Genomic DNA, 23356 nt, shown 5'->3' with positions numbered 1-23356 from the left:
AACTTTATACGCTTGATAAACAGCAGCTTTGCCGGAAACAAAACCATAAAAACAAACGGCAAAGCTGTCGCCCAACTGAATTTTCCCAATAAAAGGCTTGATTATGATTTCAAAGCTCCCTTTGCCTGAATACGAATACGCCATGCCCAAACCCGATGCGGATTTGGTACGCAAATCGATTGTGTATAAGCTGATTTTCATTTTGGGCGTTGATCCGCGCGATGCCACCCCCCAACAATGGCTGAACGCCGCCATTTTTGCCGCCCGCGATTTGGTTACAGAAAGCTTTTTGAAAACCCGCCGCAGCCACGAAGACCACGGCAAGCGCACGGTTTATTATTTGTCGATGGAATTTCTGATGGGGCGTTCGTTTGTCAACTCGCTGATTAACGAAGGCGTTTACGATGCGTTTAACGAGGCGTTCAGCCAGCTCGGTTTGGATTTTGCCGACGTATGCGAACAAGAAGACGACCCCGGTTTGGGCAACGGCGGTTTGGGCCGCTTGGCCGCCTGTTTTTTAGATTCGCTCGCCACGCTGCGTATTCCCGCAGTCGGCTACGGCATCCGCTACCAATACGGCATGTTCAAACAGGAAATCGTTGACGGCCAGCAGATCGAAAAGCCCGATTTGTGGTTGGATAACGATATGCAGTGGCAGTTTGCGCGCCCGCACAAACGCTATCCCGTTTATTTCGGCGGCCGCATGCACGTTAACGGCAACGTCAAACATTGGGAACCTGCCGAACAGATCACCGCATTGGCTTATGATGAAGTGATTCCCGGCTACGGCGGCCAAATCGCCAACCCTTTGCGTTTGTGGACGGCGCACGCCGGCGATGCGTTCGATTTGGCCAACTTCAACCAAGGCGATTATTTTGCCGCCATGCGCGAGCAAACCAGTAACGAAAATATTTCGCGCGTACTTTACCCCAACGATTCAACCGAAATCGGCCGCGAGCTGCGCCTGAAACAGGAATATTTCTTGGTATCTGCATCGATTCAAGACATTCTTGCCCGCCACAAATGCCGCTTCCCCAATATCAGAACACTGGCCGACACGGTGGCGATTCATCTCAACGACACCCATCCCGTGTTGGCAATACCCGAATTGATGCGGATTTTGATAGACGAAGAAGGCTTGAGCTGGGAAGAAGCATGGAGCATCAGCTGCCGCGTATTCTCCTACACCAACCACACTCTGATGAGTGAAGCGTTGGAAACTTGGCCGGTCGATTTAATGGGGCGTTTGCTGCCGCGCCATCTCGACATTATTTTTGAAATCAACGAGCATTTTCTCGATGCTTTGCGCGCCATCGGCAAAAACGACGGCGATTTCATCCGCCGCGTGTCGATTATCGATGAAGAGCACGGCCGCCGCGTGCGCATGGCTTGGTTGGCCGTGGTCGGTTCGCACAAAGTCAACGGTGTGGCCAAAATCCATTCGGACTTGATGAAAACTTCGATTTTTGCCGATTTCGCCCATATTTTCCCCGACCGCTTCACCAATGTAACCAACGGCGTTACGCCGCGCCGCTGGATTGCCGTAGCCAACCGGCCTTTGAGTCAATTCTTAGATGAAAATCTCGGCGGGCAAGATTGGCGGCTGCATCTGGACCATCTCTCGGGCTTGAACAAATTGGCGGACGACCCTGAAGTGCAGGCTGGGTTTGCCGAAGTGAAACAAGCCAACAAACAGCGTTTGGCGGATTACATTGAAAAAGAGCTGGGCATCAGCGTCAACCCTCAAGCCTTGTTCGATGTGCAAATCAAGCGCATTCACGAATACAAGCGGCAGGCGTTGAACGTTATGCACATTGTCGACCGCTACAACAAAATTCTCGAAAACCCTGATGCCGATTGGCAGCCGCGTGTGTTTATTTTTGCCGGCAAAGCCGCTTCGGCCTACTATATGGCCAAAAAAATCATCCGTTTGATTAACGATGTGGCTAAAGTGATCAATAACGACCAACGCATCCGCAACCTGATTAAAGTGGTGTTTATCCCCAATTACAGCGTGAGTTTGGCGCAGATGATTATTCCGGCCGCCGATTTGTCGGAACAGATTTCACTTGCAGGCACCGAGGCTTCCGGCACGGGTAACATGAAGTTTGCCCTGAACGGAGCACTTACCATAGGCACGCTGGACGGTGCCAACGTAGAGATTTTGGAGCATGTGGGCGAGGAAAATATTTTCATTTTCGGCAACACCGTCGAACAGGTAGAAGCCATCCGCCGCGAAGGTTACGACCCCATCAGCTATCTCGAAGCCGATAGCGACTTGCGCCGTGTCGTCAAACAGATCACCACAGGCCATTTTTCTCCGCAAGAGCCTAACCGTTATAACGACGTGATGCAGGCTTACGGCGATTATTACCAACTGATGGCCGATTTCCGCAGCTATATCGAAGCGCAAGAGCGTGCCGACCGGCATTACCGCGATACTGCCAAATGGCGGCGTTCCGCACTGATCAACATTGCCAACATGGGTTATTTCTCGTCAGACCGTTCGATTCAGGATTATTGCCGCAACATTTGGTATATCGATCCGATTAGCGAGGCAGAGCTGCCTGGAGATGATGAGTAAATAGAAGCAGGAAAAGCTGTCAGGCCGTCTGAATACATTTCGGGCGGCCTTTGTTATAATCGCCGTTTATTTTTTCAGACGGCCTCCAATCATGAATAAAGAACTGATCGGCCTTTTCTTTCTGCCCGTCGGCGTTATCTTTATGTCGATGGCGGCATTGTGGCAGATGTATGTGGTTATGACGGAAAGCTACACCCTTAACCGTTTTAAAGACAAACAACTGGTTTGGGTAGTGAGCGCATTGTTTTTCAGTTTCAGCCTCGCCGTCTATTGGTTTTGCCCCAATGCCCGCAAAAAAGGCATCATTTTTGCCTTGTTGGGCGGCAGTGGTGCGCTGATGTATGTTTTGGCAAAAATATGGCTGCCGTTTAAACCATAACGTTGGTTGCGTATCTGTTTTCAGACGGCCTGCAGCTTTATTGCCGCTGCGGCTACATTCGCTTTCAGCAACAAGCCAAAAACCGCTATAATCCAAGCATCTTACCCCGTTCGGTTTCCGTACCATGATCAGCCAGTTTAAGCACATCGGCATCATTCCCCGCCCGCAAACGCCCAATATTCAGGAAACCCTGCATACTTTGGTGGCGTTTCTCAGCAGCAAACAGCTGGATATCTATCTGGATAAAGCCAGTGTCGACGACGGCTCGGTATGTGCCGAAGATATGGATGTGTGCCGCATTATCGAAAAAGCCGATTTCGGCAAAAAATGCGATTTGGTGATTGTATTGGGCGGAGACGGCACGTTTCTCTCCGTTGCCAGAGTAATCGCTCCTTTCCGTGTGCCGGTTATCGGCGTCAACCAAGGCCATCTCGGCTTTTTAACCCAAGTACCGCGCGAGCAGATGACACAGATGTTAAACGGCATGCTGTCGGGAAAATATCTGCCGGAAGAGCGCATTTTGCTCGAAACCTCATTGGTGCGCGACGGCGAAACCGTTACCACTTCACTCGCTTTAAACGATGTGGTGCTGTCGCGCGGCGGCGCAGGGCAGATGATTGAATTTGAAGTTTTCATCGACAGAGAATTTGTTTATACCCAGCGTTCAGACGGCCTGATTGTTTCCACGCCCACGGGTTCTACCGCTTACGCGCTGGCAGCAGGCGGGCCGATTATGCAGGCCAGTTTGCGGGCGTTTACCTTGGTGCCGATTTGCCCGCAATCCATGACCAACCGCCCCATTGCGATTGCCGACACCTGCGAGATTGAAATTCTGATTACCAAAAGCGGCGATGCCCGCGTTCATTTCGACGGCCAGTCTTTCTTTGATGTACAGAATTTCGACCGCATCAGAATCCACCGCTACCGCCATCCTTTGCGCGTTCTGCATCCTACCGATTATCAATACTACAAAACGCTGCGCCAAAAACTGCATTGGGGCGAACAGTTGGTTTGACGGTTTGAGTTCGGCTCGGGCAGGCGTGAGCCTGTATAATCGCCGTTTTCAGTTTTTCTAAGGATTTCCCGTTGTGACGCAATCTGCCGATTATCAACAACAGCTAAACGATAAAATCAGTTATATCAAAGATTTATTCAAAGCCATTCCCATCCCCGAATTAGAAGTTTTCGCCTCGCCAGAAAAACATTACCGTATGCGCGCAGAGTTCCGCGTGTGGCATGAAGGCGAAGAAATGTTCTACGCCATGTTTGAAAAAGGCCGCAAAGCAGGGGGAGCAACCTTGGTGCGTTGCGATTCTTTTGCACCGGCCTGCGAAGCCATCAACCGTTTGATGCCCAAACTGCTTGAAGCTGCCGATGCCGTGCCGGTATTGAAAAACCGTTGGTATCAGGTTGAGTTTTTGGCCACTTTGAGCGGCGAAATGCTGGTTACCATGATTTATCATAAACAGCTTGACGAACAATGGCAGGCTGCGGCACAAGATATGCAGGAAAAGCTCGGCATCCATATTATTGGCCGTAGTAAGGGGCAAAAAATTGTTCTGACTCAGGATTTTGTTACCGAAACGCTCAATGTGGCCGGTGCTTCTTTCATTTATCGCCAATATGAAGGCAGCTTTACCCAACCCAATGCCGGCGTGTGCGAACACATGCTGGCATGGGCATGCGACGTAGCCCGTCCTTTAAACGGCGATATGCTGGAGCTGTATTGCGGCAACGGTAATTTCACCCTGCCGTTGGCACGCTATTTCCGGCAGGTTCTGGCTACCGAAGTGTCTAAAACTTCCGTTCAGGCGGCCTTATGGAATATACAGGCCAACCGCAGCAACAATATAAAGATCGCCCGATTGTCGGCAGAAGAGTTTACCGAAGCCTATACCGGCGTGCGTGAATTCCGCCGCTTGAAAGAGCAGGGTATTTCATTGAATGATTACCGCTTTTCTACGATTTTCGTTGATCCGCCCAGAGCAGGGGTTGACAACGAAACTTTAAAGCTGGTTAAGCAGTTCGACAACATTATCTATATTTCGTGTAACCCCGAAACGCTGCGTGAAAATATGGATGTGCTGGCAGATACCCACCATATCCGCCGCATGGCTTTGTTTGACCAGTTCCCGTTCACCCACCATATCGAAAGCGGTGTGTGGCTGGAGAAAAAATAAAGTTGATTCGGTCTGGAAACGCATCGGGTACAGCAAATCAACTGTATTTGCTAATATGCCGAACCGACAAAAAAGCCGCTGAAGGTAATTCATGCGGCTTTTGCTTTATTTTGTTTGTGGTGGAGCAAATTTATCGTTAAGCGTTAAACAGCCAAGGTTGTGCGGCTTTTCGCTCTTCTTCAAATGCTTTGATTTCATCGGCGTGTTGCAGGGTCAGGCCGATTTCATCCAAGCCGTTGAGCAAACAGTGCTTGCGGTGTTCGGTAATCTCGAAAGTAAATGATTGGCCGCCGGGCGTGGTTAAAGTCTGTTTTTCCAAATCAATGGATAAGCGGTAGCCTTCGGTGGCTTCTACTTCTTTGAATAACTGATCTACTTGGTCTTCGGTCAATACGATTGGCAGAAGGCCGTTTTTGTAGCAGTTGTTGAAGAAGATGTCGGCAAATGAAGGGGCGACGATGGCTCGGAAACCGTAGTCTTCCAAAGCCCAAGGCGCGTGTTCCCGCGAAGAGCCGCAGCCGAAATTTTTGCGCGTAAGCAGAATTTCTGCGCCTTGATAGCGGGGTTGGTTTAATGAAAAATCGGGATTAAGCGGGCGCTTGCTGTTGTCCATGCCGGGTTCGCCGTGGTCAAGATAGCGCCATTCATCAAAGGCGTTGGGGCCGAAGCCGCTGCGTTTGATGGATTTGAGAAATTGTTTGGGGATGATGGCATCGGTATCAACGTTTACGCGGTCTAGTGGTGCAACCAATGCGGTAATGGGGGTAAACGGTTTCATGATGTGTACTTTCGGTATGAAAATACCCCCGCATTGATGCGGCGCGGGGGTGGGGTTGTTGCTTAGTTGAATTTAGTGTGAGTGGCGGTCTGCAGATTGCTCAAGTTTGTCGCCGGCTTTGGAAACGTCTTTGCCGAAACCTGAAACGGTGTTGCAGGCAGACAGTAAAGTCATGGCGGTTAACGCGGCTAATACTAATTTTTTCATGTTAGGCTCCTTGATTTGTGAAAGTACAGTTTCATGTTACTGCACGTTGCATAATGCCAAAGTTTTTTACGGATTACAATTCAATATAGGGTGCCGTCTGAAAACTTTTCAGACGGCCTGTATATCTTTACAGATTGCGCACATCGGTAAAGTGACCGGCAACCGCTGCGGCTGCGGCCATTGCGGGGCTGACGAGATGCGTGCGTCCGCCGTTGCCTTGGCGTCCTTCAAAATTACGGTTTGATGTGGAAGCGCAGCGTTCCTGTGGTGCCAAGCGGTCTGCATTCATAGCCAGGCACATCGAGCATCCGGGCTCGCGCCATTCAAAGCCGGCCTCGATAAAAATTTTGTCTAATCCTTCTTTTTCGGCCTGTTCTTTCACCAGTCCGGAACCCGGCACCACCAACACCCGTTTGACGCCTGCGGCTTTTTTGCGGCCGCGTGCCACGGTTGCGGCCTCGCGCAAGTCTTCGATACGGCTGTTGGTGCATGATCCGATAAATACCACGTCAACGGGGATTTCGCTGAGCGGGGTGCCTGCGGTTAAGCCCATGTATTCCAAGGCGCGTTCCATGCCGCTGCGCTTGACGGGGTCTTGCTCTTCGGCGGGGTTGGGGACTTTGCCGCTTACATCCAGCACCATTTCGGGCGATGTTCCCCATGTTACTTGAGGGTCGATGTTTTCGGCTTCAAACTCGAACACTTTGTCGAATTGCGCCCCTTCGTCTGAAACCAATGTCCGCCAATATTCGACGGCTTTGTCCCAGTCGCTGCCCTTGGGTGCCAGAGGTTTGTCTTTGATATAGTCGATTGTGGTTTGATCAACGGCAACGATGCCTGAGCGCGCTCCGGCTTCGATGGCCATGTTGCAGAGGGTCATGCGGCCTTCCATGCTTAACGAACGGATGGCTTCTCCTCCGAATTCGACGGCATAGCCCGTTCCGCCTGCCGTGCCGATTTGGCCGATGATGTATAAGGCGACATCTTTGGCGGTAACGCCCGGTTTCAGACGGCCGTTTACTTTAATCAGCATGGATTTGGATTTTTTGGCGGTGATACATTGTGTTGCCATGGTATGCTCGACTTCTGATGTGCCGATACCGTGTGCCAATGCGCCGAACGCACCGTGGGTAGAAGTATGGGAATCGCCGCATACTACGGTCATGCCCGGCAAGGTTGCGCCTTGCTCGGGGCCCATCACATGCACAATGCCTTGGCCTTTGTCTTTAAACGGGAAGTAGGCCAGTGCGCCGAATTCTTTGATGTTGTTGTCTAAAGTATCTACTTGCAGCTTGGAAATCGGATCTTGGATGCCTTTATCCCAATCGTTGGTCGGGGTGTTGTGGTCGGCGGTGGATACTACGCTGTCGATACGCCACAGTTTGCGTCCGGCCATTTTCAAACCTTCAAACGCTTGCGGGCTGGTTACTTCGTGTACTAAATGGCGGTCGATATAAAGCAATACCGTACCGTCTTCTTCTTCGCGGACAATGTGGCTGTTCCAAAGTTTGTCGTAAAGGGTTTGTGCACTCATGGTTTTTCTTCTGTATGTCGGGTTAAGTTGTTTTGGAAGTTAAACGGTTTGGCCGTGTGGCGGCGTTTTCAAGTTGCCAATATTAGGCTTTTCAGACGGCCATTGCAACCCTTTTTGTCTAATTTTTTTATAGCTATTGGTTTTTTCTATATCGGGATTGCAATATTTATACATATTGTCTAATTTTCTTGTTTGGGTTGATGCGGCAGCAGCGGGTAATCGCTTGAATGCAAACATATAGACGCACAGTATAGACACGCAGGCAATCCGGTAAGCCAGTAGGGATATCTGCCGCTGTTTGTTTCGATGGGAGGCAGCAAAGTAAGGTTGTTTATAAAGGCCGTCTGAAACGAAGAAACTTGTATCCCGAAGCTAAAAAACCTATCATTCGGCATTATTCACGATTACTTGAGGGAGCACCGTTTATGAACCTGCCTGTAATGTCTCCGGCTTATTTGTCACAACTTCAAGAATTCGAGCGGAAAATTTTGTCTAACCAAACCAAAATCGAAGCATGGTTTCGCCGGCAATGGTCGGAACACAAACCTCCTTTTTACGGTTCGGTAGATATCCGCAATGCCGGTTATAAAATGGCTTCTATCGATATGAATCTGTTTCCCGGCGGTTTTAACAACCTCAATCCCAATTTTCTCCAACTGGCCGCCCATGCGGCACAAGATGCCGTAGAACGTTATTGCCCTCAAGCCAAATCGGTATTGATTGTTCCGGAAAACCACACAAGAAATACTTTTTATCTTCAAAACATTTTTGCACTCAGCAATATTCTGCGTACAGCCGGTTTTGAAGTTCGTCTCGGCAGCTTGAACCCTGAAATTACCGAACCGACCGAACTGGAAACGGCTCTGGGAGACAAGGTTTTGATCGAGCCGCTGCTGCGCACCCGTGGCAGAGTTCACCTTTCAGACGGCTTTTCGCCATGTTTGATACTGCTGAACAACGATCTTTCTGCCGGCACTCCCGATATTTTGAAAGACATTGCCCAAACCGTATTACCGCCGCTGCACGGGGGGTGGACTACCCGCCGTAAAACCGCTCATTTTGCCGCTTATGACGAAGTGGCCGAAGAGTTCGCCCAATTAATCGATATGGATGTTTGGCATATCAACCCTTATTTCGAGCAAATCAGCGGGCTTGATTTTCAAGAACGCGAAGGCGAAGATGCGCTGGCCGAAGCCGTTGAACGGATGTTGGCAAAAATTCAGGCCAAATATGATGAAAAAGGCATTACCGACCAACCGTTTGTGATTGTGAAGGCAGATGCGGGCACATACGGCATGGGAGTGATGAGCGTTAAATCTGCCGATGAAGTGCGTGGTCTGAACCGTAAAAACCGCAATAAGATGGCTAAAATCAAAGAAGGTTTGGAAGTGAACGAAGTGATCGTGCAAGAAGGTATTTATACTTACGAAACCTTGAACGGAGCGGTTTCCGAGCCTGTGGTATATATGATCGACCGGTTTGTCGTCGGCGGGTTTTTCCGTGTTCACGAAGGGCGCGGCGTTGATGAAAACCTTAATGCAACAGGTATGTCTTTCGTTCAGCTCGATCAGGCCATTCCCGTGGCCGATGCCGAAGAAGGCGGAGAAGAGCGGTGCAAACGTGTTTTTGCCCAATGGGATTCTCTCGGCGTTCCCCAAACCAACAGCGCCGATCCCGACTGCGGTTGCAACCGGTTATATGTTTACGGCGTTATGGCCCGTCTTTCGCTTCTTGCCGCATCTAAAGAGTTGGTCAAAACCGCCGTGCAAAGCTAACTGACGGAGCAGCCAAATAATTCATTAAACAAATTGAATATTCATTGCATAAAAGCAACACAGCAGGCCGTCTGAACGATTTAATCTGTTTTCAGACGGCCTTTTTACAATCTGTTTACGCCAAGCAAGATAAAAAAACACGATAATTCCGCCGTTTCGCAAACTCATCTATTAGGAAAAAATGAAAAATACAGCCAAACTGATTCTGGCCGGTCTGATAGTGCTGCCGGCATTTGCGGCACACGCAGACACCCGTGCCGTGATCGACACCAATGTAGGCAAAATCGAACTTTTGCTGGATGAAAAAAAAGCACCCAAAACCGTAGCCAATTTTGTTCAATATGCGCAAAAAGGTTTTTACAACGGCACGATTTTCCACCGTGTAATCGACGGTTTTATGGTGCAGGGCGGAGGTTTCACCGCGGATATGACGCAGAAAGCCACCGATAAAGCCATTGCCAACGAAGCCGACAACGGTTTGAAAAATACGGTCGGCACGATTGCCATGGCGCGCACGGCCAATCCGAATTCCGCCACCAGCCAGTTTTTTATCAATGTTGCCGACAATGATTTCTTAAACTTTAAAAGCAAAACCATACAAGGTTATGGTTATGCGGTATTCGGCAAAGTAATCTCCGGCATGGATGTGGTGAATAAAATCGCCAAAGTGCAAACAACGGATCAGGCTTATCATCAGAATATTCCGGTGAAGCCGATTGTGATTCAAAAAGTGAGTATCGTTAAATAAAGCACGCATCTAGTGTAGAGCATCGTGCTGAAAGGCCGTCTGAAACGTTTCAGACGGCCTTTTAATATGGATTCGAAGCTTTAACGTTTGATTTGTTTTGCTGTATCAATAACCCAAACGCTGGCAGATGGTCGAAACCAAACCTGCTTGGTTCAAAGTGTAGAAGTGAAGACTGGGTGCGCCTTCGCGCAGCAGGCGTTCGCACATTTCGGTAACCACATCCAAAGCCAACGCTTTGATGGAAGCCGTATCATCGGCATAAGATTGAAGCTTCAGGCGCAGCCAACGCGGGATTTCTGCTCCGCAAGTATCGGAGAAGCGCGAGAGTTTCGAAAAGCTGGCAATCGGCATAATGCCGGGAATGATCGGGATGTCAACGCCGCGCCCCCGCACGTCGTCAACAAAACGGAAGTAGGCGTCTGCATTGTAAAAATATTGGGTGATGGCCGAATCGGCACCTGCCTTTACTTTACGCACGAAGTTGTTGATGTCGTCTTCTGCGCTGCGCGATTGCGGATGGTATTCGGGGTAGGCTGCAACTTCGATATGAAAATCATTGTTGAATTCGGTTTTAATTAATGAAACCAATTCATTGGCATAACGCAGGCCGTCTGAACCCGCTCCCATGCCGGAAGGAATGTCGCCCCTGAGTGCAACAATATGGCGCACACCGAGTGCTTTGTATTCGTTAAGCAAATCAATGATTTCTTGCGGCTGCATGCCGACGCAGGGCAGATGGGGGGCAGCGGCGATGCCTTCGCTCAAAATATCTTGGATGGCCTGCATCGTGCCTTCTTTGGTCGAGCCGCCCGCACCGGATGTGCAGGAGAAAAATTCGGGGTCGAACTGGCTCAATTGTTTGCGTGTGATCACTTGTTTTGCACGGCCTTCGGGCGTGCGGGTAGGGAAAAATTCGAAGCTGAGTTTCTTTCTTGGTTTGCTGTGTAAGCTCATGGCGGTTGCCTTCGGTTTATCTGTTTGTTATTTGTTTGCAGCCAATCAACTGATTGCCGCGGCAATGGAGATATAGTCAATCAAGCTATTTTTAATACAAGGCCGCAAGCAGCAGAGTACGAAACCGATTCTGTTGCCGCTTCAGCAGTTTGCACCATCGTTCTCTTCGAGCTAAGGCGCAGCAACGCCGTAGTAAAAATAGGTTATTGGCTATGAACAAAGTTTGGAGTTGTTTGATCGGATTATGCACTTAAACAAATCGAAATTAAAACCAAGTGCCGGTCAAGGGAAGTGAAAAATATTTGTTTGAATATGAATTATTTTTTTACGTTTTGATTTTACTGAAAAAAGATAGTTTCAGGCCAAATAATAATCAGCTGCGATGCTGCATACAAGGTTGTGCAGCAGGCATCACAGCTGTTATCGGTAGAAAAATGTTTATCTGTTACAAAGGCCAATGCAATGCAGGGTTGCTTTCGATCACTTTTTTGAACTGGTTTTGAATCCGTGCGATGGCTTCTTCGCTGTCAGCTTCAAATCGCAGCACCAGCACCGGCGTGGTATTGGAGGCACGCATCAGGCCGAAGCCGTCGGCGAACTCTACGCGCAGGCCGTCGATGGTAATAATTTCGGTGGCGCCGTCGAATTTGGCATTTTGCGCCAGTTCTTCAATCACTTTGTGGCCGTTGCTGCCTTCGGGCAAATCGATATTCAGCTCGGGTGTGGAAATGCTTTGCGGCAAAGCGTTCAGTACGGCGGAAGGATTGTCGCTTGCAGAAAGGATTTCCAGCAGGCGGCAGCCGGCGTAGAGGCCGTCGTCGAAGCCGAACCAACGCTCTTTAAAGAAAGTGTGTCCGCTCATTTCTCCGGCCAAGAGTGCGCCGTTTTTCTTCATCGAAGATTTGATGAAACTGTGGCCGGTTTTTTCCATAATCGGTTCGCCGCCGTGTTCTTTCACCCACGGGGTGAGCAGGCGGGTGGATTTTACGTCGAAAATCACTTTGGCACCGGGGTTGCGGCTTAATACGTCTTGGGCAAACAGCATCAGTTGGCGGTCGGGATAAATGATGTTGCCTTCTTTAGTAACTACGCCCAAACGGTCGCCGTCGCCGTCGAAGGCAATGCCGATTTCTGCGTCGCCGGTTTTCAGTTCGTTAATCACGTCTTGCAGGTTTTTCGGCTTGGCAGGGTCGGGGTGGTGGTTGGGGAAGTTGCCGTCTACATCGCAGAAGAGTTCGGTTACTTCGCAGCCGAGCGCACGGTACAAGTTGCCTGCAAACGCACCGGCTACACCGTTGCCGGCGTCGGCGACGATTTTCATCGGGCGTTTGAGTTTGATGTGGCCGACGATGTGGTTTTGATATTCGGCAGAGATGTCTTTTTCGGTAACGTTTCCTGTGAGGCCGTCTGAAACAAAACGCTTGTTTTCAATGATGGCCAGCAGCTCTTGAATGGCTTCGCCTGCCAGCGTATCGCCGCCGAGCATCATTTTGAAGCCGTTGTAGTCGGGCGGGTTGTGGCTGCCGGTAATCATCACACCGCTGCCTTCGCATTCGCGGATGGCGGCAAAATAGAGCATAGGCGTGGCTACCATGCCGACGTTCAGTACGTCTATGCCGCTTTCGGTTAAGCCTTTTGAAATATTTTCCATCAGCTCGGGGCCGCTCAAACGGCCGTCGCGCCCCAATGCGATTTTTTTGATGCCTTTCTCGGCGGCTTTGGCGGCAATGGCTTTGCCGATTAAGTAGGCTGCTTCATTGGTTAGGGTTTTGCCGACGATGCCGCGGATGTCGTAGGCTTTGAAAATATCATGGGCGATGGCAGGCATAGTAACATTCCTCGTTAACTGAATTGATTGATGGAAATGACAAAATAACCGAGGTCGGCTAAGGGCTGAGATGTTCGGTTTGGGTATCAGCTTTCGGTTTTGGGCCGTTTAAGCGGTATCGGCGTTTGTGAGGTGCGTGAATTGTTAAAATAATTATGTAATGCAATAAAAATCGCTTCAAATTGTAGCATAGCCTATCAAGGCCGTCTGAATGCTTTTCAGACGGCCTTGATAAAGATTAAACCGCTTTGATAATCATGGATAACCGTTTGTTCGATAGGGATGGGTGTTTTAACCTAGCGCTGAACCATGCGGGATGCAGGGCGGTTTTTCAAAACGGTATGACCCTTTGTCGAAAAAACCTGCCAGCAAATATGAAAATGGTTCTTTTCAGCTGCGAAACAGGCTAGAATAGGCACTTTGCCAAAATCAAATCCGGGCTGTTTTTTTCATGTTGTGGACATTTTTACTGATTGTTTTACTGTGTGCGATTGCAGGTGTGTTATGGGTGCGCCATCGTCAGGAGCAGGAATGGCTGCGCGAGCTGACTTATCTGAGCCGTCATGAAGCAGGTGATGTGCCTTCGCCGTCTGTCGACGGGCATGTTAAGCCGGCCAAAGTGTTGCGGGGCGTTGATCCTAATCTGAAAAACACCCGTCAAAGCCACCGTGCGGCAGAAGAGGCTAAAGCGGTTTACGATAAAACCGTAGAAAAATTCCGCGCCTTGTCGCCCAAGCACAGCCGTAAATTGGACGCCACCTCAGGCAAGAGAAAAGATCAGCCCGAAGACGACGAATCTATAAACGAACTGCCCATTTTTGCATCTGCCCCCAAAGCAGCGCTGCAATCTGCAGATGTGCATGAAGAAGAATTTCAAGAGGTAGGCGGCGATTTAGAGCAGGCAGAACCGTCTGAACAAGATGAAGCGCCCATTCGTGCTTTAAAAGCCGAGCCGGTTTCAAACCAAGCAAATATAGAAACGCAAAAATCTGACGGTCAGGTTGCGGGTGCAGACGGTGCGGCCGAACCTGCCTCAGAAGAACCGGCCGATATTCCGATGTTCGGTGCGGTATTGCCGCAGCCGGAATCCAAAGCCGAGCGCAAACGTACTTCTGTAACGGGCAAAGCCATTGCTCCTGCTCCTTATGTGGCTTTCGGAGAAGAAGAATACCGTACACACAAGCCCGATGCTTCTTTACCTGTGATTACGCTGGAAGAGGCCACCAGAGCTTTGCAGGAAACGCATTTGGCGGAGTGGCAGGAAAAAGAAACCGATATTCAGACGGCCAAACCTTTTTCCAATCCTTCTCCCGATATGGAAGTGGTGGAAATCAATTGGACATTCAAACCGGCATTGGAAGAAGCTGCGCCACCGGCTCCTGTGGTGGAGCTGAAAACCATTGATTTGGACGATCCTGCGGTTATCCGCACCCGTGAACGCGTGTTGTCGGAAGTGCGGCAACTGTCCCATTCCGTGCCCCGAACCGAGATAACACAATCCGTGTTGAATGCGGAAGGCCGCCCCGAAACAATCGGCGAAGAAGACATCCGTTCCAATCTGCTGCGGCAGCGGATGGCCCGCCGCCGTCAAATATCCGCACAGGCTCCCGTTCAGGTTGCACAGCCGCAAATCATTCCGGAGGGAGAAGTGTTTGCCAATTTGGCGCGTACCGATTCTCCGGTCAACCGCCAACGGATACGCCGAGTTAACACGGCCATGCGCGAAAGCGTGATTCCCGATGCCGCGCGTGTGGAGCAGAGCCATTCAGTCCAGCTTCAGCCACCGGTAAAGCCTGCATCGGTTATCCAACCGATTTCAACCCGTTTTACGCCGTATTCGGCCATGCCGGATGCCGGTGCCACAGTGGTAGAACCTCCGCCCGTACCGGAAGTTGAGCGGCAGGTAATCGATATTCCTGAACCGCCTGTTTTTCATAATGTGCAGCCGCCGGCACAGGTCAACACCCTAACCGCAACCGCAAACCGCTCCGTGCCCGAATATACCGAAACAGCCAATGCACACATCAGCACCCGTCCGGCTTGGAGTATCCACGACCGTCTGCTACATGAATCCGCTCCCGAATATGAGCAAAACGGTTTTCAGACGGCCGCTTTAAACCACGAAACAGCGGGCATGCCCGATAGTGCCGTTGCCGCTTTCGAGCAAACCGCCGAACATCTTTCGGCAGAACAAACAGGCATCAGGCCGTCTGAAAATCATCATTCTCCGCAACATTTGGTTTCTGCTGACACGGATGCTCCGGAAATTCCATTGCCGACAATAGCCTTGCTGCAGCCGCCGCAATTCGATTTGAGTGCAACCCAAACCGAAGAAGCTTTGCTCGAAAACAGCATTACCATCGAGGAAAAGCTGGCCGAATTCAAAGTGAAGGTAAAAGTGATGGATGCTTATGCCGGCCCGGTGATTACCCGCTATGAAATCGAGCCCGACGTAGGCGTGCGCGGCAATGCAGTGATGAATCTCGAAAAAGATTTGGCCCGTTCGCTCGGTGTTTCGTCTATCAGGGTGGTTGAAACCATTCCCGGCAAAACCTGCATGGGCTTGGAGCTTCCCAATCCCAAACGGCAGATGATACGGTTGAGTGAGATTTTCAATTCAACCGCGTTTCAAGAATCCAAATCCAAACTGACTTTGGCGTTGGGTCAAGACATTACCGGTGCGCCCGTGGTAACCGATTTAGGAAAAGCACCGCATCTTTTGGTGGCGGGCACAACAGGTTCCGGCAAATCGGTGGGCGTGAACTCGATGATTTTGTCCATGCTGTTTAAAGCATCGCCGGATGAAGTCCGCATGATCATGATCGACCCGAAAATGCTGGAGTTGTCGATTTACGAAGGGATTCCGCACTTGTTGGCGCCGGTGGTAACAGATATGAAGTTGGCGGCCAATGCCTTGACTTGGTGTGTGAACGAAATGGAAAAACGCTACCGTCTGATGAGCCATATGGGTGTTCGCAACGTAGCGGGTTTCAACCAAAAAATCGCCGAAGCGGCGGCACGCGGCGAAACGCTGGCCAACCCCTTCAGCCTCACGCCTGAAGAGCCGGAATCATTATCTAAACTGCCGTTTATTGTGGTGGTGGTGGACGAATTTGCCGACCTGATGATGACGGCGGGCAAGAAAATCGAAGAGTTGATTGCGCGTTTGGCGCAAAAAGCGCGTGCGGCGGGCATCCATTTGATTTTGGCAACGCAACGCCCCAGCGTAGACGTGATTACCGGCCTGATTAAAGCCAATATTCCAACCCGGATTGCTTTTCAGGTATCCAGCAAAGTAGACAGCCGCACCATTCTCGACCAAATGGGTGCCGAAAACCTGTTAGGTCAGGGCGATATGTTGTTCCTGCCGCCGGGCACGGGCTATCCCAAACGTGTTCACGGGGCGTTTGTGGCCGATGATGAAGTGCATCGTGTTGTGGAATACCTCAAGCAGTTCGGCGCGCCGGATTATATAGACGATATTCTGACTTCCGGAGTCGGCAGCGATGATATGTTCAGCAATGCCAACGGCCAACGCAACGGCGATGAAGAGTTGGATCCAATGTATGACGATGCCGTGGCATGCGTACTCAAAACCCGCAAGGCCACCATATCATCGGTACAGCGCCACCTGCGTATCGGCTATAACCGTGCCGCACGCTTAATCGACCAAATGGAAGCGGACGGTATCGTTTCGGCGCCGGAAACCAACGGCAACCGAACGGTTTTGGCGCAAAGCAGCGAACATTTGGATTAACGGATTCACTATGTTTTCAGACGGCCTGAAACGATACGGGCCGTCTGAAAACATAACGTGTATCTATATTCCACTTATATATTCCACTAACGTAGAAAAACAAAAACCATATCCGCACATTTTATGAAACGCAATAACCTGACTCATTTGCCCGAGTCGCCCGAAAAAAGGCGGCTTTTGCTTGCCGGAGGCGTATTGTTATGTTGCCCTAAGTTGCTGTTTGCCGGCGCACAGCGCGAAGAAACCCTTTCGGATGATGTGGCTTCGGTTATGCGCAGTTCGGTTAACCATGTCAATCCGGCGCGTTTGGTATTTGACCGTCCTGCCGACGGTGAGCGTTGGTTGCGCGAAATGTCGCAGCGTTTGGCACGTTATGTTCCCGATGAAGCCGAGCGTAAGCGTTTGCTGGTCAACATACAATACGAATCCAGCCGCGCAGGATTGGATACGCAGGTTATTTTGGGATTGATTGAAGTTGAAAGCGCATTCAGGCAGTACGCGATCAGCAGCGTAGGCGCGCGCGGCCTGATGCAGGTAATGCCGTTTTGGAAAAACTATATCGGCCAACCTTCCCACAATTTATTCGATATCCGCACCAATTTGCGTTACGGCTGCACCATATTGCGGCATTACAATAACGTAGAACGCGGCAATCTTGTCCGCGCGCTGGCACGTTTTAACGGCAGCTTGGGCAGTAACAAATATCCCAATGCCGTGCTTGGTGCATGGCGTAACCGTTGGCAATGGCACGGTTGATAACGCTTTTCAGACGGCCGGTGCGGCATCGCCATGCAGAGGCCGTCTGAACGCCAAGAGAGCTTTGTAAAACCTCCGCGGATGTAACTGCCGCTTAAAGCGTAGCAGCACAGCGGGTGCAGATATATCACACGCTGGGCAAGCAAAGCGGGCACATAACGCAGAAATGTGCCGCAGATGGCAGCAAAGGTCCCGCTAAGGCAAACCACGCTTAACGTGTATAATCAGCGGCATTTATCACTTTACACCACCGTAAACCTTTCACGGCTAGGCAAAAATTATTATGGCAAGAAGCAACCGCACACAAATGTTCCCCGAAGAATGGCGCGCCAGTACATCGCTGGCCGGTGTTTACGCGCTGCGCATGCTCGGCATGTTTTTAGTTTTGCCTGTGTTGGCTTTATATACCGCTTCATTGGAAGGCGTAAACGGCGACAAACAAATGGTCGGCCTCGCAATCGGTGCATACGGTTTGACGCAAGCGCTGTTGCAGATTCCTTTGGGTTTGGCTTCAGATAAGTTCGGCCGTAAAAAAGTGATTTATTTCGGTTTGCTCGTATTTGCCGCAGGTTGTTTTATGGCGGCGTTTGCCGAAAGCTGGGAAATGTTGGTGGCCGCGAGGATAGTGCAGGGGGCAGGAGCGGTAAGTGCTGCCGTTACCGCGTTGGTAGCCGACTTGACCCGTGATGAAGTGCGTACGCGCGCCATGTCGATGATTGGTCTGACCATCGGCCTCACATTTTCGGTAAGCTTGGTGTTGTCTCCCATCTTAACGGGCTGGCTGGACGTGCCGGGTTTGTTTGCCATGATGGGTATATTGACCTTAATCAGCATCGGCGTGGTAGCGTGGATTACACCCAATCCGAAAGAATCACGCCTGCATGAAGATACACAAGCTTTGCCGTCGCGCTTGGGCGAAGTGTTAAAAGACACGCAATTGTTGCGTTTGAATTTCGGCATCTTCGCATTACATGCCGCTTTAATGGCACTGTTTACCGCGCTGCCGTTCGCTTTGGTTGATTTGGGTTTGACTGATAACCGCCATTGGAAAGTCTATCTTCCGGCTACGGTTATCGGGTTGATTGCAATGGTGCCGCTGATTATCATCGGTGAAACACGCAACAAATTGAAGCAGGTATTTATCGGCGGGATTGTATGCGTGATAGCCGCTCAAATAGCTTTAGTGTTCAGTTTGCATTCGATTGCCGTGATTACCGTTTGCATGATCATTTATTTCATCGGCTTCAATATATTGGAAGCCAGCCTGCCTTCAATGGTATCCAAAATCGCACCTTCAGACCTTAAAGGCACGGCGATGGGTGTTTATAATACCTTGCAATCCGTAGGCTTGGTGGTCGGCAGTGCTTGCGGTGGTTATTTATTGAAACACTACGGCTTTTCCGGTGTCTTTATATTTTGTAGCCTCCTAACTTTAGTATGGCTGCTGATTGCCGCTACCGCCCCAGCACCGCGTCCGGTAAAAAACATGGGCTTTACAGTGGGGGAAACATGGCAAGGTAGGGAAACAGAGCTCTATTCGGCATTGAAAAACTTGCCGGCAGTAGAAGAAATACAGTTCAGTCAGGATCACAAAACCGTTTATATCAAGGCGTTGCAAAAAGGTTTCGACCCCAAAGCCGCTGAAGCAATCATTTCAGGAGTAAAAAATGTCATCATTGAATAAAGTGATTTTAATCGGCAACTTAGGGCGGGATCCCGAAGTACGCTACATGCCCAACGGTGAAGCCGTGTGCAATTTCAGCATAGCCACCAGCGAAACATGGAACGACCGCAACAGCGGCCAACGCCAAGAACGCACAGAATGGCACAACATTACACTTTACCGCCGTCTGGCAGAAGTGGCCGGCCAGTATCTGCGCAAAGGCAGCTCGGTATATATAGAAGGCCGCATCCAAAGCCGCAAATATATAGGCAAAGACGGAATCGAACGTACCGCTTACGATATCATCGGCAACGAGATGAAAATGCTAGGTTCGCGTAGCAGCGGCTCGGCAGAGTATGACAACAGCCAAGGAGGCTATCAACAATCCGCACCTCAGCAACAGCATTATCAAAGTGCTCCCCCGGCTTACCAGCCAGAAGCACCAGCCGCTCCGCCTGCCGCTCCCCGCCGCCAAACTCCAGCCACACCTGCGGCACCCGTTGATGATATTGATGACGATATTCCGTTCTGAATGACATAAAGTAAGGGGCTGAAGTAGATTAGCCCTAAACACCACACCAAAGCCGCAAAGTTTTTAACTGCTGCTTTGGTGTCCCGAAGTTAAAACGAAACTCACATTCTTTCAAGAACAGAGGAAAAGATTTTCGGTCAATTCCGTTGTATTTGCGCAAGACACGTTTCGCCTGATTCCAAAAATTCTCAATGCCGTTGATATGGTTGTGTCGGTCGGCAAACTTTTTGCTGTGATTAATCCTGTGATGGTGAAAACCGCTGACATCCAACACGTCGTAACTGCTCAGGCAGTCCGTATAAACTACGCTATCAGGTGTAATTTTCCTTGTAATAACAGGAAATAAACTTTCCTTTCGGGCATTATTCACTACAACCGTATAAACCTTACCTCCACGTTTAAGGATACCGAAAACCACCACTTTACCTGCTGCTCCCCTACCGCGCTTTCCTTTACGCTTACCGCCGAAATAGCTCTCATCCAATTCTATAGTGCCCTCAAAAACCTGATCTGCTTCCAAAGCCAAATGATGGCTGATAACAAGACGGATTTTACGGTAGAAGAGAATAGCCGTATTGGGCTGAATACCCAAGATATCGGCAGCAGAACGTGCGGTTACCTCCAATACAAAATATTCAAGCAGTTTTCTTTGCAGACTCTTCTTTAACTTACAGTGGGTTATCTTCATTTTGGCAGCCTATCATGACTGCTAATCTACGTCAGCCCCTAAAGTAATTATTAAGTCGTTATTTATTTTTCATATATAACGTATTGTTTTAAAATAAAGCCTTTTGAGTGTGTAAATATTCAAAAGGTTTTTTCTTTTGGAGATGAATGAAGAGACGAAATCGAATCATTACGAAAACGTTTCCGCACGGTAAATGCCGCAAATGATGGAGGTTCGATAGCCTGAGAAGCGGTAGGCGCTTTCTTGATTTCAAGCATCAAGAAAAAGCCGAAGGCCGAAAGACTGAATGGTTATTAAAAAAAGGGCTGAAGTAGATTAGCCCTAAATACTACACCAAAGCCTCAGAGTTTTTAACTGCTGCTTTGGTGTGCCGAAGTTAAAACGAAATTCACATTCTTTCAAGAACAACGGGAACGATTTACGGTCGATACCGTTGTATTTGCGCAGTACCCGTTTTGCCTGATTCCAAAAATTTTCAATACCGTTGATGTGGTTTTGACGGTCGGCAAACAGTTTGCTGTGGTTGATGCGGTGATGGGTAAAACCACTCACATCCAAAACATCATAACTGCTCAGGCAATCTGAGACCTTTGCAAAACCCTCAAATATAAACCATGCTTCTGGCATAATTTTCTTTTTAATAACATGCAATAAGCTTTCCCGCTTAGGGTTTTCCACCACCACGGTATATACCTTGCCGCCGCGTTTGAGAATACCGAAAACCGCTACTTTCCCTATGGCACCGCGACCACGCTTTCCTTTATGCTTACCGCCGAAATAGCTCTCATCGAATTCTATGCTTTCCTCAAAAACCTGATCTGCTTCCAAAGCCAGATGATGGCTGATAACGAGGCGGATCTTGCGGTAAAACAGTATGGCGGTGTTAGGTTGGATACCCAAGATATCGGCAGCGGAACGTGCGGTTACTTCCAATACAAAATATTCGAGCAGCTTTCTTTGTGTCGTCTTTTTTAATTTACGTGGGTTATCTTCATTTTTGCAGCCTATCATGACTGCTAATCTACGTCAGCCCCTTTTTATTTGATTTCAACAGCTTTATCAAATGCCGCCTACTTGTTGCAACAGCCTGCCTTTACACAATAAAACCTTTACTATATATTGCCATTTGAACCGGTTACGCCGTATTACACAGCGGCCGTTTGTTGATATACCAAACTGCCGGAAGCCGTGATCTCGCGGCTTCCGTTACCCGAGAGGAGACAGAAATGAGCGAAAATCACGCAGAACGCGTACAGCACGAAGGCCTCCGTGCCAAGATTATGTCGGCCGACCAAGCGGCCGAATTTGTTAAAAACGGTATGACTTTAGGCATCAGCGGTTTTACCGGCGCAGGCTATCCCAAAGCCTTGCCTACCGCAATCGCCGAACGTGCCAAAGCCGCACACGCCCGCGGAGAAGAGTTTGTCATCGGTATGATTACCGGTGCCTCGACCGCGCCTGAATGCGACGGTGTGTTGGCTGCCGCAAACTGCGTGAGTTTCCGTAATCCCTTCCAATCCGATCCCGGCATCCGCAACAGCATTAACGCAGGTAACATTTTCTATCAAGATATGCACCTTTCGCATGTTGAGCAGCAAATCCGTAACGGTTTTTACGGCGAAATGCAGATTGCCATCATTGAAGCTACCGGTATTACCGCCGACGGTAAAATCATTCCGGCAATGGGTATCGGCCATTGTAACGAAGTGCTCAAGGCGGCCAAGCAGGTTATCATCGAAGTTAACGCCAAACAGAATGCATTGCTTGAAACCATGCACGATGTGTATTTCGACGTAGGAACCCCGCCCAACCGCCAACCGATTCCGCTGGTAAAACCCGACGACCGTATCGGTACACATTATTTGGAATGCGATTTGGATAAGATCGTTGCCATCGTGTTAACCGATGCGTTCGACCGCAACAGCAAGTTTGCCGATCCCGATGAAAATTCCAAGCGTATCGCTTCCCAAATCATTGATTTCTTCTCTCACGAAGTAAAAGCGGGACGTTTGCCGAAAAACCTGCTGCCCCTGCAATCAGGCGTAGGCAATGTGGCCAATGCCGTGTTGGCCGGTTTGCTTGATGCTCCGTTCGATGATCTGACCGGCTACACCGAAGTATTGCAAGACGGTATGTTGGATCTGATTATTGCCGGTAAAATGAAATCGGCCTCGGCAACCGCATTGTCTTTCAGCCCCGATGCTTTGCAACGCTTTAACGACAATATCGAGTTTCTGCGCGACAAAATCGTATTGCGCCCGATGGAAATCACCAACAACCCCGAGTTGATCCGCCGTTTGGGCGTAATCGGTATGAACGCCATGATTGAAGCCGATATTTACGGTAATGTGAACTCAACTCATGTGATGGGCACCAAAATGATGAACGGTATCGGCGGTTCGGGCGACTTTACCCGCAATGCCTTCTTCTCGTTCTTCGTAAGCCCGTCGGTGGCCAAAGACGGTGCTATTTCCTGCATTGTGCCGATGGTTTCCCATCACGACCACACCGAACACGACGTAATGTTCATTGTTACCGAGCAAGGTATGGCCGACTTGCGCGGCAAGGCTCCCCGCCAACGCGCCAAGTTGATTATCGAGAACTGTGCCCACCCCGATTACCGCGACATGCTGCGTGATTACTTCGACCGCGCCGAAAAAGCAGGTGGTCTGCATACGCCGCACATGTTGAGCGAAGCTTTGTCTTGGCATCAGCGTTTTGTTGAAACAGGCGATATGCGTATCAAGTAACCTGCAACATTATTAATCGGTTTGGGCGTATTTCTGTTTTAGTATCACAGTTTTACCTTTAGAGCGGTGTACTATATAAAATATGAACAGCCCGATATACCGGCAAAGCCTTTTTGCAACCCATGCAAAAAGGCTTTATTGTTTCCGGTTGAAAAAAATTAACGCTATCTGACAGTTTTATTCATTCTATAACTTAAATATAAGTTGAATAATCTTATCTGAGCGCCATATAGGAAAAGCAGT

18 protein-coding genes are annotated in these 23356 nt (G+C 49.6%); 11 read left to right on the top strand and 7 right to left on the bottom strand.

Annotated features, from left to right (window positions below; genetic code table 11):
* Window positions 1–103 precede the first annotated feature (103 nt).
* The 4 genes from LVJ88_RS06710 to trmA all read left to right on the top strand — a co-directional run bounded on the left by LVJ88_RS06710 (window position 104) and on the right by trmA (window position 5143).
* A complete protein-coding gene (locus LVJ88_RS06710; protein WP_085418724.1) occupies window positions 104–2584 on the top strand; it encodes a glycogen/starch/alpha-glucan phosphorylase in 2481 nt (826 codons plus the stop codon).
* Window positions 2585–2675: 91 nt separating this feature from the next.
* Entirely contained in the window at window positions 2676–2963 is a 288-nt protein-coding gene (locus LVJ88_RS06705; protein WP_085418725.1) for a hypothetical protein, read from the top strand.
* A 124-nt stretch (window positions 2964–3087) separates the two neighbouring features.
* Window positions 3088–3978 carry an NAD(+) kinase gene (locus LVJ88_RS06700; protein ID WP_085359481.1) on the top strand — a complete coding sequence of 297 codons (891 nt, stop codon included), beginning with the start codon at window positions 3088–3090 and terminating at the stop codon, window positions 3976–3978.
* Window positions 3979–4051: 73 nt separating this feature from the next.
* Window positions 4052–5143: a tRNA (uridine(54)-C5)-methyltransferase TrmA gene (gene trmA / locus LVJ88_RS06695; protein WP_085418726.1), complete on the top strand. Its 1092-nt coding sequence runs from the start codon at window positions 4052–4054 to the stop codon at window positions 5141–5143.
* Window positions 5144–5279: 136 nt separating this feature from the next.
* Here trmA and leuD read toward each other — a convergent pair whose 3' ends face one another.
* The 3 genes from leuD to leuC form a co-directional block, all read right to left on the bottom strand.
* Window positions 5280–5921, bottom strand: coding sequence for a 3-isopropylmalate dehydratase small subunit (gene leuD, locus LVJ88_RS06690; RefSeq protein WP_054600368.1), 642 nt, complete (start codon window positions 5919–5921; stop codon window positions 5280–5282).
* 72 nt (window positions 5922–5993) lie between these two features.
* A complete protein-coding gene (locus LVJ88_RS06685; protein WP_054600367.1) occupies window positions 5994–6128 on the bottom strand; it encodes an entericidin A/B family lipoprotein in 135 nt (44 codons plus the stop codon).
* A gap of 127 nt (window positions 6129–6255) precedes the next feature.
* Complete coding sequence (leuC, locus tag LVJ88_RS06680; RefSeq protein WP_054600366.1) at window positions 6256–7662, bottom strand: 3-isopropylmalate dehydratase large subunit; 1407 nt, start codon at window positions 7660–7662, stop codon at window positions 6256–6258.
* A 425-nt stretch (window positions 7663–8087) separates the two neighbouring features.
* Here leuC and gshA point away from each other — a divergent pair, with 425 nt between their 5' ends.
* Both gshA and LVJ88_RS06670 read left to right on the top strand, forming a co-directional pair.
* The gene (gene gshA, locus LVJ88_RS06675; RefSeq protein ID WP_085356842.1) at window positions 8088–9437 is read left to right on the top strand and encodes a glutamate--cysteine ligase; all 1350 of its coding nucleotides are present in this window, start codon (window positions 8088–8090) and stop codon (window positions 9435–9437) included.
* 181 nt (window positions 9438–9618) lie between these two features.
* Window positions 9619–10185: a peptidylprolyl isomerase gene (locus tag LVJ88_RS06670; RefSeq protein WP_054600363.1), complete on the top strand. Its 567-nt coding sequence runs from the start codon at window positions 9619–9621 to the stop codon at window positions 10183–10185.
* A 105-nt stretch (window positions 10186–10290) separates the two neighbouring features.
* Here LVJ88_RS06670 and metF read toward each other — a convergent pair whose 3' ends face one another.
* Window positions 10291–11139: a methylenetetrahydrofolate reductase [NAD(P)H] gene (gene metF, locus LVJ88_RS06665; protein ID WP_085359487.1), complete on the bottom strand. Its 849-nt coding sequence runs from the start codon at window positions 11137–11139 to the stop codon at window positions 10291–10293.
* A 445-nt stretch (window positions 11140–11584) separates the two neighbouring features.
* Window positions 11585–12967, bottom strand: coding sequence for a phosphomannomutase/phosphoglucomutase (locus LVJ88_RS06660; protein WP_085418727.1), 1383 nt, complete (start codon window positions 12965–12967; stop codon window positions 11585–11587).
* A 451-nt stretch (window positions 12968–13418) separates the two neighbouring features.
* Here LVJ88_RS06660 and LVJ88_RS06655 point away from each other — a divergent pair, with 451 nt between their 5' ends.
* The 4 genes from LVJ88_RS06655 to LVJ88_RS06640 all read left to right on the top strand — a co-directional run bounded on the left by LVJ88_RS06655 (window position 13419) and on the right by LVJ88_RS06640 (window position 19675).
* Window positions 13419–16724 carry a DNA translocase FtsK gene (locus tag LVJ88_RS06655; protein ID WP_085418728.1) on the top strand — a complete coding sequence of 1102 codons (3306 nt, stop codon included), beginning with the start codon at window positions 13419–13421 and terminating at the stop codon, window positions 16722–16724.
* Between the two features lie 123 nt (window positions 16725–16847).
* The gene (locus LVJ88_RS06650; protein WP_085356846.1) at window positions 16848–17480 is read left to right on the top strand and encodes a lytic transglycosylase domain-containing protein; all 633 of its coding nucleotides are present in this window, start codon (window positions 16848–16850) and stop codon (window positions 17478–17480) included.
* A gap of 283 nt (window positions 17481–17763) precedes the next feature.
* A complete protein-coding gene (locus tag LVJ88_RS06645) occupies window positions 17764–19164 on the top strand; it encodes an MFS transporter (RefSeq protein WP_085359496.1) in 1401 nt (466 codons plus the stop codon).
* Window positions 19148–19675, top strand: a complete 528-nt coding sequence (locus tag LVJ88_RS06640) for a single-stranded DNA-binding protein (protein ID WP_085418729.1) — start codon at window positions 19148–19150, stop codon at window positions 19673–19675. The genes LVJ88_RS06645 and LVJ88_RS06640 overlap by 17 nt, the downstream gene beginning before the upstream one ends.
* A 34-nt stretch (window positions 19676–19709) precedes the next feature.
* Here the strand turns inward: LVJ88_RS06640 and LVJ88_RS06635 are convergent, their stop codons facing one another.
* A complete protein-coding gene (locus LVJ88_RS06635) occupies window positions 19710–20363 on the bottom strand; it encodes an IS1595 family transposase (RefSeq protein ID WP_085417784.1) in 654 nt (217 codons plus the stop codon).
* Window positions 20364–20684: 321 nt separating this feature from the next.
* Window positions 20685–21374, bottom strand: a complete 690-nt coding sequence (locus LVJ88_RS06630) for an IS1595 family transposase (protein WP_244694127.1) — start codon at window positions 21372–21374, stop codon at window positions 20685–20687.
* A 215-nt stretch (window positions 21375–21589) separates the two neighbouring features.
* Between LVJ88_RS06630 and LVJ88_RS06625 the strand changes: the two genes are divergently transcribed.
* Complete coding sequence (locus LVJ88_RS06625; RefSeq protein ID WP_085418548.1) at window positions 21590–23113, top strand: succinyl-CoA:acetate CoA-transferase ScpC; 1524 nt, start codon at window positions 21590–21592, stop codon at window positions 23111–23113.
* The last annotated feature ends 243 nt before the right edge of the window (window positions 23114–23356 follow it).

The organism is Neisseria dumasiana (genome assembly GCF_022870885.1).
Classification (GTDB): Bacteria; Pseudomonadota; Gammaproteobacteria; order Burkholderiales; family Neisseriaceae; genus Neisseria; species Neisseria dumasiana.
This window is presented reverse-complemented; position numbering and strand designations above follow the sequence as displayed.

Excerpts from the sequence above, each read along its gene's own strand:
- LVJ88_RS06710 (WP_085418724.1), top strand. The coding sequence starts at position 104 with ATGATTTCAAAGCTCCCTTTGCCTGAATACGAATACGCCATGCCCAAA.
- LVJ88_RS06705 (WP_085418725.1), top strand. The coding sequence starts at position 2,676 with ATGAATAAAGAACTGATCGGCCTTTTCTTTCTGCCCGTCGGCGTTATC.
- LVJ88_RS06700 (WP_085359481.1), top strand. The coding sequence starts at position 3,088 with ATGATCAGCCAGTTTAAGCACATCGGCATCATTCCCCGCCCGCAAACG.
- leuD (WP_054600368.1), bottom strand. The coding sequence starts at position 5,921 with ATGAAACCGTTTACCCCCATTACCGCATTGGTTGCACCACTAGACCGC.
- LVJ88_RS06685 (WP_054600367.1), bottom strand. The coding sequence starts at position 6,128 with ATGAAAAAATTAGTATTAGCCGCGTTAACCGCCATGACTTTACTGTCT.
- leuC (WP_054600366.1), bottom strand. The coding sequence starts at position 7,662 with ATGAGTGCACAAACCCTTTACGACAAACTTTGGAACAGCCACATTGTC.
- gshA (WP_085356842.1), top strand. The coding sequence starts at position 8,088 with ATGAACCTGCCTGTAATGTCTCCGGCTTATTTGTCACAACTTCAAGAA.
- LVJ88_RS06670 (WP_054600363.1), top strand. The coding sequence starts at position 9,619 with ATGAAAAATACAGCCAAACTGATTCTGGCCGGTCTGATAGTGCTGCCG.
- metF (WP_085359487.1), bottom strand. The coding sequence starts at position 11,139 with ATGAGCTTACACAGCAAACCAAGAAAGAAACTCAGCTTCGAATTTTTC.
- LVJ88_RS06660 (WP_085418727.1), bottom strand. The coding sequence starts at position 12,967 with ATGCCTGCCATCGCCCATGATATTTTCAAAGCCTACGACATCCGCGGC.
- LVJ88_RS06655 (WP_085418728.1), top strand. The coding sequence starts at position 13,419 with ATGTTGTGGACATTTTTACTGATTGTTTTACTGTGTGCGATTGCAGGT.
- LVJ88_RS06650 (WP_085356846.1), top strand. The coding sequence starts at position 16,848 with ATGAAACGCAATAACCTGACTCATTTGCCCGAGTCGCCCGAAAAAAGG.
- LVJ88_RS06645 (WP_085359496.1), top strand. The coding sequence starts at position 17,764 with ATGGCAAGAAGCAACCGCACACAAATGTTCCCCGAAGAATGGCGCGCC.
- LVJ88_RS06640 (WP_085418729.1), top strand. The coding sequence starts at position 19,148 with ATGTCATCATTGAATAAAGTGATTTTAATCGGCAACTTAGGGCGGGAT.
- LVJ88_RS06635 (WP_085417784.1), bottom strand. The coding sequence starts at position 20,363 with ATGAAGATAACCCACTGTAAGTTAAAGAAGAGTCTGCAAAGAAAACTG.
- LVJ88_RS06630 (WP_244694127.1), bottom strand. The coding sequence starts at position 21,374 with ATGATAGGCTGCAAAAATGAAGATAACCCACGTAAATTAAAAAAGACG.
- LVJ88_RS06625 (WP_085418548.1), top strand. The coding sequence starts at position 21,590 with ATGAGCGAAAATCACGCAGAACGCGTACAGCACGAAGGCCTCCGTGCC.